Source organism: Mycobacterium rhizamassiliense, from assembly GCF_900157375.1.
Taxonomy (GTDB): Bacteria; Actinomycetota; Actinomycetes; order Mycobacteriales; family Mycobacteriaceae; genus Mycobacterium; species Mycobacterium rhizamassiliense.
Window position 1 is genome coordinate 1,669,278 of sequence record NZ_LT721901.1, and the last position, 12,824, is coordinate 1,682,101.

Below are 12,824 nucleotides of genomic sequence, written 5' to 3' on the forward strand. Positions count from 1 at the left end.
GGCCGGGGCTGCGGCCGCGGCCCCCGCCGCGGCCGCAGCCCCGGCCGTCGTGCCCGCTCCCCCGGCACCGACCCCCGCGGCCTCCGGGACGCTGCGCGACTACTTCCAGTCCAAGGGCGTCAAGCTGGAGGCGCAGAAGCCGCAGGGGTTCAAGGCGCTCGACATCACGCTGCCGGTGCCCGCGCGCTGGACGCAGGTCCCCGATCCCAACGTGCCGGATGCGTTCGCGGTGATCGCCGACCGCCAGGGCGCCAGCGTGTACAACTCAAACGCGCAGGTAGTGGTGTACAAACTGGTCGGCAACTTTGATCCCAGGGAAGCCATCACGCATGGCTACGTCGACAGCCAGAAACTGCTCGCGTGGCAGGCCACCAACGCGTCGATGGCCGACTTCGCGGGGTTCCCCTCCTCCGTCGTCGAAGGCACGTACCGCGAGGGCGACATGACCCTCAACACCTCGCGGCGTCACGTCATCGCCACCTCCGGGCACGACAACTATCTGGTGTCGCTGTCGGTGACCACCGACCGCGCCGTCGCGATCTCAGACGCGCCCGCCACCGACGGCATCATCAACGGCTTCAAGGTCACGGTTCCCGGCGCGCCGGCTCCGGCGAAAGCGGCAGCGCCTACCACCGCGCCGGTCGCGCTTCCCGCACCCGCTGCTCCCGCGCAGGCCGCGGCCCCCGCACCGGCCCCGGTTGTTCGCGCGCCGGCCGCGGTCCCGGCACAGCCGCCCGCCGCAGCGGCCGCCCTGCCCGCGCAGGCTGCCGTTCCTGCCCAGGCCGCCGTTCCCGCGCCGGCCGCGGTTCCTAACCAGATGCAGGCCCAGCCCGCGCCGAACCTGTTGGCGCTGGTACCCGGCCTGCCCCCGCTGCCGAACTTCACCAGCATCACCGGGCGCTGACTCTCGCCGTCCCCAGGCCGCATCGGCCCGGCGCGCACACCGCAGGCACGCCTCGTATTGTGAGCCCATGGTGATCGCGGGCGTGCTGTGCATGTGTACGGCGGTGGCTTCCGCCGGATTCGGAACCTGGTCGCTTTCCCGCAGCCAGGTCGCCGACACCTCGGCGCTGGCGCTGCGCGCCCTGGCCCCGACGCAGCTGGCCGCGGCGATCATGCTGGCGGCCGGCGGTGTGGTGGCCCTCGCCGCGTCCCCGCATACCGCGCTGGTGGTGGTTATCGTCTGCGTCGCCGGCGCGCTGGGCACCCTGGCCGCCGGCTCGTGGCAGAGCGCGCGCTTTGCGCTGCGCCGCGAAGCAGCAGGCGCGACGGCCGGGTGCGCGGTTGCCTGCGCCGGCTGCACACAGACTTGCCACTGAGCCCGCGCAAGGACGTGGCCGGCCCGTCATGATGCGGCGGTTCGCGGCAATTTTCGACGCATTTCTGCTGGCCCTGGCTGCGACGGTGGCCATTGCCGCCCTACTCCCCGCCCACGGCCACGCCGCGGAGATCGTGTCACTCGCCGCCAAGTCCGCCATCGCGCTGCTGTTCTTCCTGTACGGCGCCCGGCTCTCGCCGCAGCAGGCATGGCAGGGCGTGCGGCAGTGGCGCTTACACCTGCTGGTGTTGGCCACGACGTTCGCGGTCTTTCCGGTGCTGGGCTTGGCCGCTCGGGTGTTGGTGCCGTCGGTCCTGACCCCAGACCTGTACAACGGCGTGCTGTTCTTGTGCCTGGTGCCCTCGACCGTGCAGTCGTCCATCGCGTTCACGTCGATTGCGCGGGGCCATGTCTCGGCCGCGATCGTCAGCGCGTCGCTGTCCAACATCCTCGGGGTGGTGCTGACGCCGCTGCTGGTGGTGCTGCTGATGAACACCAGCGGCGCGGTCCACGTTGACGGCACCGCCATCCGCGACATCATGCTGCAGCTGGTGCTGCCGTTCGGGGTCGGTCAGCTGCTGCGGCCGGCGATCGGCGGGCTGATCACCCGGCACGCGGCGCTGCTCAAAATCGTCGACCGCGGCTCCATCCTGTTGGTGGTGTACACGGCGTTCTCGATGGGCGTGGTGGAGGGCATTTGGGGCAGTGTCGATGTGCGGCAGTTGATCCGGGTGTCGATCGTCGCCACGGCATTGCTGGCGGTGGTGCTGGCCGCCACCACCTTCACCGGCCGGGTGGGCCGGCTGGAGCGGGGCGACGCGATCGTGTTGCTGTTCTGCGGCTCGAAGAAGAGCCTGGCGTCCGGCCTGCCGATGGCGTTGGTGTTCTTCCCCGCCGCCACGGTGGGGCTGACCATGTTGCCGCTGATGATCTTCCACCAGATCCAGCTCGTCGTCTGCGCGACGATCGCCAGCAGGCTCGGGCGGCGGGCCGACGCGGCGGGGTGGGGGAGGAACGCTAGTTCCGGCTGACGTCGATCGGGTGGGTGGCAAGCAACGACAACGGCAGCGGCTGACGGCGCAGCACCTGCCCCCACAGGTCGGACTTCGGGCCAACCAGGACATCAGAAGGCAACGCCGACAAGACAATCCAGTCGTCGCGCTCGATCTCGCCCTCGAGCTGACCGATGGTCCAGCCCGAATATCCCGCGAAGATCCGCACGCCCTCGACCAGTGGGGAGATCAGGTCGGGCTCGGCATCCAGGTCGACCATCACGATCCGTCCGGCGACATGCCGCAGACCCGGTACGCCCTGCGGGTCGGAGCCGACGCGCAAGGTCGCCAAGCACAGGGCCGCATCGCGCTTCACCGGCCCGCCGATGAACATGGTCTTCGGCTTGGCCGTCAGCTGCGCCCACTGCGGCAGCACGTTGTAGACCGCGGTCTCGCTGGACCGGTTGAGCACCACGCCGAGCGTGCCGCCGTCGTTGTGCTCGACGATGTAGATGACGCTGCGCCGGAACGTCGGTTCGAGAAGATCGGTGTTGGCCAGCAGCAAGGTGCCCGCGCGCACCCGCTGCGCGGCGGGTGCGACAGAGTCCTCGGGATCTTCGGACGGCGGCATCCGACCATCATCGCACTCCCGCTGCATGACCCGGGGAAAATAGGTCCGCCGTAGCAACATTTGTACTGTTGGTACAGCGGCGTCGAGGGAGACGGCCCGCGCCCCAGCCCAATCGTTGGAAGTCGGTCCTTTTGTTTCAAGCCCGGATGCAAATGCGTGCACCCGTCGAGCTGTGGCGGTCGGTGCGCAGCATGCCCGATTTCTGGCGGCTGATGCAGCTGCGCATGGCGAGTCAGTTCGGCGACGGCATGTTCCAGGCGACGGTGGCCGGGGCGCTGCTGTTCAACCCCGACCGGGCGGCCGACCCCGCGTCGATCGCGCGCGCCTTCGCGGTGTTGTTCTTGCCCTACTCGCTGCTGGGCCCGTTCGCCGGGGCGATGATGGACCGCTGGGACCGACGCTGGGTGCTGGTCGGCGCGAATCTGAGCCGGCTGGCCCTGATCGCCGTGATCGGAACGATTTTGGCGATCCGCGCCGGCGAAATCCCGCTGCTGCTGGGGGCGCTGCTCGCCAACGGCCTGGCCCGCTTCGTGGCCTCCGGCCTGTCGGCGTCACTGCCCCACGTGGTGCCGCGCGAACAGGTCGTCACGATGAACTCGGTGGCCACCGCGTCCGGCGCGATCGCCGCGTTTATCGGCGCCAACTTCATGCTGCTGCCGCGCTTCTTCGTCGGCGGGGGAGACAAGGGCGCCGCGGTCATCATCTTCCTGACGGTGGTCCCGATAACGATCGCCTTGCTGCTGTCGCTGCGGTTCGGCCCGCGGGTGCTCGGCCCCGACGACAGCCGCCGCGCGATCCACGGTTCGGCGATGTACGCGGTGATCACCGGGTGGATGCACGGGGCCCGCACCATCGTGCGCACGCCGACCGTCGCCGCCGCCCTGTCCGCATTGGCCGCCCACCGCATGGTCGTCGGAATCAACTCGCTGTTGCTGTTGCTACTCGCGCACCGCGTCAAGGATCCTGCGGCGGGCGGCCTGGGGATCGCCCTGCTGTTCTTCGCCGCGTCCGGGCTGGGTTCCTTCCTGTCCAACCTGCTGACCCCGCCTACCGTGCGGCGCTGGGGCCGCTACGCGGCGGCGAACGGCGCGCTGATGGGGGCGGCGGTGATCGAGCTGGCCGGGGCCGGGCTGATGGTCCCCGTCATGGTGGGGTGCAGCTTCTTCCTCGGCGTCACGGGCCAGATGATCAAACTGTGCGCCGACTCGGCGATGCAGATGGATGTCGACGACGCGCTGCGCGGGCACGTGTTCGCGGTCCAGGACGCGCTGTTCTGGGTCTCGTTCATCGTCGCCAATTCCGTTGCCGCGGCGCTGATTCCGGCCGACGGCTATGCGCCCGCGTTCGTCGTGTTCGCTTCGGCGCTGTATCTCGTCGGGCTGGTCGTGCACAGCGTCCTCGGCCGTCGCGGCCAACCCGTCACGGTGCGCTAGGAGGCAAAGATGGCGAATCCCGGTCCTTTCGTAGCGGAGCTGCGGGCCGAAAGCGATGACCTCGACGCGTTGGTGGCGCCGCTGGATGCCGACCGTTGGGCTGATCCGACGCCGGCCCCGGGCTGGACGATCGCCCACCAGATCGGGCATCTGTTGTGGACCGACCGGGCCGCGCTCGCGGCGGTCACCGACGAGCCGGCGTTCAACGAGATGTTGGCCGCCGCGCTGCAGGACACCGACGGCTTCGTCGACGCCGGGGCCGCGGAGTTGGCCGCCAAACCCGCGCCCGAGGTGCTGAACGAATGGCGGGTCACCCGAGGGCGGCTGCACGACGAGCTCCTCGCGGTCGACGACGGCCGGAAGCTGCCGTGGTTCGGGCCGCCGATGAGCGCGACGTCGATGGCGACCGCGCGGTTGATGGAGACATGGGCGCACGGACTCGACGTTGCCGATGCGCTCGGAGTCAGGCGTCCGGCCACCGAGCGGCTGCGCTCGATCGCCCACATCGGCGTGCGCACTCGCGATTTCGCGTTCACCATCAACAAGTTGACGCCGCCGGCCGAGCCGTTTCTGGTCGAGCTGCGGGGACCCGGCGGCGACACCTGGACGTGGGGTCCACCCGACGCCGCCCAGCGAATCAGCGGCAGCGCCGAGGACTTCTGCTTCCTGGTAACCCAGCGGCGGCCGCTGGACGCGGTCGACATCACCGCGTCGGGCGCCGACGCGCAGCGCTGGTTGCACATCGCGCAGGCCTTCGCCGGTCCACCCGGTCCGGGCCGCTGACCGCTGAGGGCGCTACGCCTCGTCGCCCCGGTCGGCTCCCACGACCACGCGGGCGCGGGCGACGTCCTTGTCGGCGGCGCCCTCCTTGCCGTGCCCCAGCATGCCGGCCGGCGACATCGGCATCGGCGATCCGCCCGTGCCGGTTGTGGCCGTCGGTCCGCGTACTTCGGCGGCGTTGAGCACGCCTGCGCGCAGCCCGGTTGGCCTGCCCGCCATCTCCGGCTCGAAGCTGCTGGTGGGGCGCGTGTAGCTGGTGAGGCCGACCCCGCTGCTGGCGATGTTCCCGACCCCGCCAACACCCCGCACCACCGGCCCCGGCCAGCAGCGGCTCGGCGGCGGCACCGGCCGCGCCGGCATTGCCGCCGCCCGCACCGGAGAACAGCCCGCCCATCGACTGCATCATCTGCATCGGCATCTGGCCGAGACCCTGGAACGCCTCCATCGGCGCCTTGAGCACCGACTGCATGGGCTCCATCACGCTCTGCATCATCTGCATGGGCATCTGCATCATCGAGCTCATCTGGCTGCCGCCCTCGGCGGGAGCCGCGGCCGCCTGCCCGGCGCCCTGCGTCGCCTGGCTGCCGGCCTGCATCGCGCCGTTCATGCCGCCCTGCGCCGCCGCCTGGCCCACCGCCGCGGCCGCGCTCGCCGGGGCGGCGGGGGAGGCACCCATCGGAGCGAGGGGCGGCGGAACCGCCAGCGCCGCGACGAGCGCGGCCAACGCGCTGGCGTAAGCCCAGCCGACGGTCGAGTTCTGCGGCCAGTGCTCGAGGTAATACTCGTGTTCCCGCTCGGCGATCGCGGGCGTGTTCTGCCCGATGAAGTTGGTGTTGTACAGCACCACCGTCTCCATCCGGTTGGTGACGGACACTACCGACGGGATGACCGACGACCGCGCGAGCGTGAAGGCTTCGACGGCTGCCGTCGTGACGCCGATCTTGTGGGCCGTCCAGCCCACCAGCGTGTGCAGTCCCACGTTGAGGCCGGTGCTGGTGGCCATCGACGCAACCCCGCCCATGCCCTGCCACTGCGCGGCAGTGGCGAAGGCATTGACCGTGGAAAGGCCTGCGGCGATTTCCTTGTTCGCGGTCTCCGTCACCCACACGGCGTTGTTGGCCAGCACGGATGCGGGGTTTCCCGCCTCGAAGATCGAAGCGACGATCTCGGGTGGACCGTTGAACCTCGGATCAGCCATGGTGGCCGGTTATAGGGCTGAAGCGATAGAGCCCGCCGCGTCGGACGCGACATTCGAGACGGACGCCAGGCCCTGTGCGCCGGCGAACCCGGCGCGCTGCCCGGCGTGCTCGGTCGCGGTGGCCAGGTAGGCCGCCCCCGCGGCGTTCAGCGCGACCGCGAACTCCACCGAGTCGGCGTCGGGTGCCATCGGCAGCACGCCGGTGAGCGCCGCGCTGCCGGCCGCCGTGGTGGCCGCCATCTCCTCGCTGATGCCCGTTTCGGCAGTCGACGACAGGTCGACCGCCTCTGAACCCATTTGATACAGCCCGCCCATTTTGCCCTCCGTGATTCACATTGCCAGTCACAGCTACAGGGGAATACCCGTTTGCCGAACTTCCCACCCCAGTTGTTTTCCGCAAGAGAATCCGCGGAATTTCTCGATTCTAAGGCGGTCACGGAAAGGTGTCGAATCACCTTTATCCGGTCCCGGCCGGAGTGGGCTACTCGGCCTCTTTGGTGTCTCCGACCAGCACACCTTCCATCGCGCCGTCGGTGGTGACCAGCAGGCCACGGCCCGGCGGAAGTTGCTGCGAACTCACCCGGCCGAACACCTTCACCGCGGCCGGGTCGTTGTCCATGAATAACGTCGGCGCCCTCGAACTGGTCATCTTCTGCAGGAATGGATTGGTCACCGAGACGCCGGCCCAGTTTCCGGGAAGGCGGGACGCAATCACGTGCAGCCCGATCTCGCGGCTGCGTTCCATCAATCCCCATAACGGCGCGGTCGCCGCGACCTTGCCGATGACCCCGTGCGGGCGGAGCTCCTGCTCGTCGTCGATCAGTACGAAATGATGCGGACCCTCCCACGTGCTGCGCTGCATCAGCTCCTCCTGGCTCAGACCCGACGGTGGCAGCCGATCGCGCAGGACCTCGGCCAGGCTCTCGACCACCGCGTCGATGTCGTCGGCCGTGTAGGCGTAGGCACGCACGTGCGGCCCCTGCATCTTGCCGATCAACGACGTCTTCGGGTCGATGATCGTGATCTGCGCCTGCTCGGGAGTCAGATGCCTCATGATCGACTGCCCGAACGCCGCCAAGGTCGTGGTCTTGCCGCACGCCTGCCGGCCCAGCACCAACATGTTGGGCACCGCTCGAGTCGGCAAATAGGTTGGCTGCAAAGCGCTTTCGCCGATCGCAAACGGGATGTTGAGGGGGTCGGACGCCGGCTCGCTCGCGGCGAAGGCGGCGAAGACCTGGGCGAGGGCGACACGTTCGGGCAGTCGCGCCAGCCGCTCCAGCCGCCCGGCACCGGTCACCTCGGCGATGACCGCACCGATCCCGCGGGTCGCAACACGGTCCCCGTTGGCGGCGGTGATCTCCGGAACCCCGATCAGCAACTCGTGGCCCTCCCGGGTGACCCCGAACCCGGGCCGGTCCAGGGTGTTGCGGGCGGCTTTGCGCCGCTCGAAGCCCTCACCCATCTGGGTTTCGTCCGGATTGCTCAGCCGCAGCTGGATGCGGGCGTTCGACACGTTGACCAGCTGCTGTTTTTGACCGACCAGCCACGCCGTGGCGGTGGTCATGATGTGCACGCCGTAGGACAGGCCCTGGCGCGCGATCGACACCAGTCGGTCGCCCGTCGGCGGGTCCTTGTCGTAGAGGTCACTGAAGTTGTCGACGACGAGGAAGACGTCGCCGAACTTGTCGTTGGGATCGGTGCCGCCCTCGCGCTCGGTGCCGAACCGCCGCTCCCGGAATTCGGAGACGTCGATTTGGTACTGCTTGAACGCCGCCTCGCGAGCGAGGATCAGCGCCTCGATCGCCGCGACGGTGCGCGAGACTCCCTCGGCGTCGGTCTGGCTGACCACCGACGCGACGTGTGGCAGCTCTTCGACCGGGTACAGCGACGCCCCGATACAGAAAAACGTGACCCGCTCGGGCCGGTACATCAGCGCCGCCGAGACCATCAGCGACATCAGGGTGGTGGACTTACCGCGCTGGGCGGTCGCAACCACCATGATGTTGTCCATCTCGACGTCCATGAAATGCACGCGTTGGGCGTGCTCTTCGGGGATGTCGACCACGGCGACCGGGAATATCAGCCCGGGATTCTGGCCGTAGTCCTCGTACCACGGCTTGCCCCGCCAGGCGCCCACCAATGCGTCCATCGTCTGGCTGACTTCCAGTGGTGGAAGCCAGATTTGGTGCGGCGGGCGTGCCGGGTGTGCCAGCAGCGATTCGCGGATGACGTCGACGAGTTTCTTCTTACGGAAGCCGTCGGGGTGGAAGAGGAACTCGTCGGGCTCGTCGGGCTCGTCGGCGACGGCCAGGGCGTCGCTGTCGGCCTCGCTGAGTGGCTGGTACGCCCAGGTGAACGCCCGCGGCTGCGAAAAGCTCACGTCCACCGTCTTGTCGACGTTGACCACCCGCTTGGGCACCACGAAGGGAGCCGACACGTAGAAGCACCGGAACTGTTCGATGTCGCGCGGGCCGACCTTGAGCAGCGCGTAGCCGTTTTCCTTGGAGGGGAGGTGCAGGGCGGCGTCGCTGCCGATCACGTCGCGGGAGTCCTCCGCCGTCTCGGCCCGCAGCGCGACGCGAAAGGCGATGTTGCTCTTGGCTTTACTGAGCGACGACAGATCCAGCCGCTGACCGCCCAGGGTGAAGAAGACGTTACAGCCGCGGCCCTCCTGCCCGATGTGGATCACCAGGTCGATCCACTCGGGGTGGTGGATGAACAGCTCGAGGTACTCGTCGATGATCACCAGCAGGATCGGCACCGGCTCCAGATCCCGTCCGGCGAGCCGCATTTCCTCATACTCGTTGGCATCGCGCGCGCCGGCCTTGTTGAAAAGCCGGTAGCGGCGGGCGATCTCACCGTTGACGGCCTTGCGCATCCGTTCGGCCAGGTGCCTGTCGTCCTTACCGAGGTTGGACAGCGAGCCCGCGACGTGCGGGAAGCCCTGCAAGTCCTGGGCCGCCGATTCGAACTTCATGTCGACGAAGATCACGATGAACGTCTCGGGGGAGTGGGTCAGCGCGATCCCGCTGCACAACGACAAGAAGTATTCGGACTTTCCCGAACCGGACGTACCGATCACCACCGAGTGGAATCCGAAACCACCAAAGTCCTTGGCGCGCAAGATGACGTATTGCAGCTCCCCGCCTTGCCTGACGCCGACGGGGACCATCGCCCACTTCGAGTCGCCGCGCCCGCGGCTTTCGCCCCAGAGCCTGTCGACGTCGAGTTCCCGCGGGTCGTTGATTCCCAGCGCCCGCAGCAGTTCCCCGCCCTGACTGTCGGTCTCCGACAGCTCCCCGGCGCTCATCGGAGACCAGCGGGCGATCGCCCGCGCATAGCGGCTGGCGGTGCTCTCGGCGAGCATGTCGGCCACGGCGTAGAACGTGCCGCGATGGGTGAGCCGGCCTTCACGCAGCGCGAAACGTTCACCCTCGTCGGCGAATCCGACGCCCACCCCGGCCCGGGTCGCCAGCCGCAGCACGGTGATGCCGGCCATACCCTTCTGTCCGGTCACGCCCTCCCACTGCTCGGGCGTGCCGACGTTGTCGTCGACGATCACCCAGTGCGGGCCGAGCGCCAGCCCGGCCGGCGATTCCATCGGCGACGGCATAGAGGTGGGACTCGTACCCACCGGGGGCGTCCACGGTCCCCGGCCCTTGCGGTGCAGCTCGGAGTCCAGCGCCTCCTCGAGTTCGGTCGGCGACGTGAACACCAGGCGGCGCAGCCCGCACGCGTCGAACATCTCGTCGTGCTGGTTGTGCGGCAGCCACACCAGCCACGACCACAGCTCGGGATGCCGGGTAACCACCATCAGCTTGAGATCCCCGGGGCTGTGGTAAACCGCGAGGGAGCACAGCACCGAGCGCGCGAAGCTGTGCAGTTCGCCGGGATCGTCGCCGATGAAGCTGAAGCCGGGCTTCGACCGCAGGCTCAGCACCTTGCCGATGCCGCGGATCTTGCTCTGTTCGAGGATGAAATCCCTTAGCGCACCGCCGGTTACGGGCTCGAGCTCTTCGCCGATCGGGACGTCGGGCCACTGCAGCGACACCGCCGACTCGCTGGCCTGCTGAATGCCGATGCCCAAGCGGACGTCCAGGAAGTCCGGGTCGGCGCCGCGTCGCTCCCACATCCGCGGGCCGCCGATGACGGTGTCCAGCTTCTGCGGATCGCCGTGCAGGAAAAGCTGGCTTCGGCGCTGCTGTTGGGCGGCGTGCTGCACCTCGTCACGGTCGTCGTCGAGTTGGCGGAGGTAGGTGCGGCGCTGCTTTTCCTGTTCGCCCCAGCTGATCCGGCGGCCCCGCCCGAAGCGCCCGCTGAACATCAGCGTGCCGAACCCGACCAGGCCGATCATCGGGAAAAACCCGGACTGCAGCGATCGGATGCCCGACGCATACATCACCACGAGGGTGCCGATGATTCCGACCAGCAGCGCCGGAAGCGCGATCATCACCAGGATGTTGCGGGGCTCGCGTTCGGGCAGGGCCAGCGGCGCGGCCACCGCGATACGCACCGGCGGAACGCTCGGCGGCGGCTTGCGCATGCCGCGAACGAAACCTCGCTTGGACATCTCTACCCCCCGATTTCGGTGTTGTCGGGAACGGGCGCCACCGCACCGCCTCCGGTGACCGCGTCACGCGCCACTAGGGCGGCGTCGCGGCCTATCGCCGGGCCGGGTGCAAAGGTGCGCACGATCGGCCAGGGTGCCTGCACGGCCTGCCGCGGGTCCAACCCCAGCGCCTTCAGGGTGGAATGATCCGACTGGATTCCGAACCGAACCCCTTGCGGCGAAAGCCAATACAGGCTCTCTCGACTGTCCGCGGTAGCCACGCCGCTGGTCGTCGTCACGAAATTCGCGGCGCCCGGAAGCATCAAAGTCTGTTGTGCCTCAGCCGAATTGACATCACGGTCGTCGCGGACCAGGCGCACGAGGTGCGATTCCATGCCGATCGAGACGGGCAGCCCGTGGCCGGTGAACACGGTGATCCGGGCCTGCGGGTCACCGGATTGCTTGTCCCATCCCACGCAGGTGGTCGGATTCGCCGACGTGTCGACGAATTCCATCTTCCCGGACGGGTAATAGTCCACGTCGAGCACGTCGATCACCGGGATCTGAATCAGCTTGTCCGGGGCGATCAGCGCCGGTGTGGTCGTACCCTCCGAATTCGCGGTACGCAGCAGGTCGGCGACGAAGCTGGTGATCTTCTGCACGCCGTCGGGCAGCAGCACGTAGAACCCGTTGACGGCTCCGCTGGCGTTGCGCGTTTCCAGCACGCTGCCGACCATCGCGCCCGGTATCAGGCGAGACGGCGTCCCGCGTGCCGGAATCACGGGCAGCACAATGGGTTCCGTCGACGGCATCGCGTCGAACAGGGCGTTGGAGATTGCGATCGGGTAGGTGACACCGGGGTCGAGCCCGAGGTTGAAGGTGACCGATCGGTCGGTCGGGTCGATGCGGGACCGCTGCCCGTGCCAGATCACGTAGGTCGCGCCCTTGTGGGTGGCGAGGATGGCTTGCGCCGGCCCCATCGGCGCCGATCTACCCTCCGGCGAAAGCTGACCGGCGATCGAGGTCACCAGGGGAGCGGTTCCGCTGCCGCGGGTGGCCGCGGTGTCGCAGACCGCCCAGGACGATACCGAGCTCTGCGTGATCGGCAGGCTATCGGGCGCACCCGGGATTCCGATCATCGGTCCGGTCGGGTACTTCGCGATCTCGCTCGCCTTGACCCAGGCCGGGGCGGAGGCGGTGCCGACGACCAGGCGCGCCGACGTCAGGTTGAGCGCGGGGTAGAGGCGCCCGTTGATCTTCGCGTAGATCGCACCCGTGTCACGGTCGCCGATGATCGACGACCCACCGACCAGGCCCGCGGGCTTCATGAAGTGCAACAGCGCCATCCAGCCGATGCCGATGACGACGAGCACGATCGACAGCGCCACCGCCGCCTGCTGCTTGCGGTCGTCGTGCTTCATCCGGACCGAAAACCGGGTGATCGCGGCCCGCAACCGCCGGTTGTAAAACAGGTGCCCCGAGTTCTGATCCCGGTTGGACAGATTGAGTGGCACAGTCATTCTCCTTTCGGCGGTCGATGCGGGTGTGTGGCACCGACTCCGATGTCAATGCAGATCGCCGCCGTACCTTGCCTGGTTCTCGGCTTCTGCCTCTTCGCGGAGCGCCGCGATCGCGACGTTCAATCTGTCAGCCAACTCTGCGTGGGCGTAGCCGGTCATCACACTTGGATGCAACGCCAACTCGACCAACTTGCCGTCCGAATTCGCCACCGCCCGTATATCCCCCATGTCCACGCTGTAGGTGATCGTCTCGGCCTGCGCGACAAGGGCTTCCCACTTGTCGGCTGCCTCGCTCAGCTCACGTAACACAGCTTCGACGAGATCCTTGTCGCTCAGATTCGCGCGACCGCCCGATCCCGACACGATGTCAGTATCATCGAGCGCTCCAACCAGCGTCAATTCA

The 12,824-nt window shown here is 68.3% G+C and carries 11 protein-coding genes; 5 read left to right on the forward strand and 6 right to left on the reverse strand.

Features of this window, described 5'->3' with window-relative positions:
• The 3 genes from MRAB57_RS08090 to MRAB57_RS08100 all read left to right on the forward strand — a co-directional run.
• On the forward strand, positions 1 to 904 hold a 904-nt coding region (locus tag MRAB57_RS08090), incomplete at its 5' end, for an LpqN/LpqT family lipoprotein (protein WP_077087106.1).
• A 67-nt stretch (positions 905 to 971) separates the two neighbouring features.
• Positions 972 to 1,319, forward strand: coding sequence for a hypothetical protein (locus MRAB57_RS08095; RefSeq protein WP_077087107.1), 348 nt, complete (start codon positions 972 to 974; stop codon positions 1,317 to 1,319).
• Positions 1,320 to 1,347: 28 nt separating this feature from the next.
• A complete protein-coding gene (locus MRAB57_RS08100; RefSeq protein WP_425436730.1) occupies positions 1,348 to 2,349 on the forward strand; it encodes a bile acid:sodium symporter family protein in 1,002 nt (333 codons plus the stop codon).
• Here MRAB57_RS08100 and MRAB57_RS08105 read toward each other — a convergent pair.
• Positions 2,336 to 2,941, reverse strand: a complete 606-nt coding sequence (locus tag MRAB57_RS08105) for a YqgE/AlgH family protein (protein WP_077090468.1) — start codon at positions 2,939 to 2,941, stop codon at positions 2,336 to 2,338. The two genes, MRAB57_RS08100 and MRAB57_RS08105, sit on opposite strands and share 14 nt — an antisense overlap.
• Before the next feature lie 146 nt (positions 2,942 to 3,087).
• On the opposite strand from MRAB57_RS08105, the gene MRAB57_RS08110 reads away from it, so the two are divergent.
• Positions 3,088 to 4,374 carry an MFS transporter gene (locus MRAB57_RS08110; protein ID WP_077087108.1) on the forward strand — a complete coding sequence of 429 codons (1,287 nt, stop codon included), beginning with the start codon at positions 3,088 to 3,090 and terminating at the stop codon, positions 4,372 to 4,374.
• Between the two features lie 9 nt (positions 4,375 to 4,383).
• Entirely contained in the window at positions 4,384 to 5,157 is a 774-nt protein-coding gene (locus MRAB57_RS08115) for a TIGR03084 family metal-binding protein (RefSeq protein ID WP_077087109.1), read from the forward strand.
• Here MRAB57_RS08115 and MRAB57_RS08120 read toward each other — a convergent pair.
• The 5 genes from MRAB57_RS08120 to MRAB57_RS08140 form a co-directional block, all read right to left on the reverse strand.
• The gene (locus MRAB57_RS08120) at positions 5,078 to 6,352 is read right to left on the reverse strand and encodes a PPE domain-containing protein (RefSeq protein WP_077087110.1); all 1,275 of its coding nucleotides are present in this window, start codon (positions 6,350 to 6,352) and stop codon (positions 5,078 to 5,080) included. The genes MRAB57_RS08115 and MRAB57_RS08120 overlap by 80 nt on opposite strands.
• Before the next feature lie 9 nt (positions 6,353 to 6,361).
• Positions 6,362 to 6,649 carry a PE domain-containing protein gene (locus MRAB57_RS08125; RefSeq protein ID WP_077090470.1) on the reverse strand — a complete coding sequence of 96 codons (288 nt, stop codon included), beginning with the start codon at positions 6,647 to 6,649 and terminating at the stop codon, positions 6,362 to 6,364.
• 184 nt (positions 6,650 to 6,833) lie between these two features.
• Positions 6,834 to 10,922 (reverse strand): type VII secretion protein EccCa, encoded by a 4,089-nt coding sequence (eccCa, locus tag MRAB57_RS08130; protein WP_077087111.1) that lies wholly within the window; start codon positions 10,920 to 10,922, stop codon positions 6,834 to 6,836.
• A 2-nt stretch (positions 10,923 to 10,924) separates the two neighbouring features.
• On the reverse strand, positions 10,925 to 12,415 hold the full coding sequence (gene eccB, locus MRAB57_RS08135) for a type VII secretion protein EccB (RefSeq protein ID WP_077090471.1): 1,491 nt from the start codon (positions 12,413 to 12,415) through the stop codon (positions 10,925 to 10,927).
• 51 nt (positions 12,416 to 12,466) lie between these two features.
• A complete protein-coding gene (locus MRAB57_RS08140; protein ID WP_108638067.1) occupies positions 12,467 to 12,787 on the reverse strand; it encodes a DUF2710 family protein in 321 nt (106 codons plus the stop codon).
• Between the last annotated feature and the right edge of the window lie 37 nt (positions 12,788 to 12,824).

Bases quoted from the DNA above. Each gene is read 5' to 3' on its own strand.
- MRAB57_RS08095 (WP_077087107.1), top strand. From the start codon at position 972: ATGGTGATCGCGGGCGTGCTGTGCATGTGTACGGCGGTGGCTTCCGCC.
- MRAB57_RS08100 (WP_425436730.1), top strand. From the start codon at position 1,348: ATGATGCGGCGGTTCGCGGCAATTTTCGACGCATTTCTGCTGGCCCTG.
- MRAB57_RS08105 (WP_077090468.1), bottom strand. From the start codon at position 2,941: ATGCCGCCGTCCGAAGATCCCGAGGACTCTGTCGCACCCGCCGCGCAG.
- MRAB57_RS08110 (WP_077087108.1), top strand. From the start codon at position 3,088: ATGCAAATGCGTGCACCCGTCGAGCTGTGGCGGTCGGTGCGCAGCATG.
- MRAB57_RS08115 (WP_077087109.1), top strand. From the start codon at position 4,384: ATGGCGAATCCCGGTCCTTTCGTAGCGGAGCTGCGGGCCGAAAGCGAT.
- MRAB57_RS08120 (WP_077087110.1), bottom strand. From the start codon at position 6,352: ATGGCTGATCCGAGGTTCAACGGTCCACCCGAGATCGTCGCTTCGATC.
- MRAB57_RS08125 (WP_077090470.1), bottom strand. From the start codon at position 6,649: ATGGGTTCAGAGGCGGTCGACCTGTCGTCGACTGCCGAAACGGGCATC.
- eccCa (WP_077087111.1), bottom strand. From the start codon at position 10,922: ATGTCCAAGCGAGGTTTCGTTCGCGGCATGCGCAAGCCGCCGCCGAGC.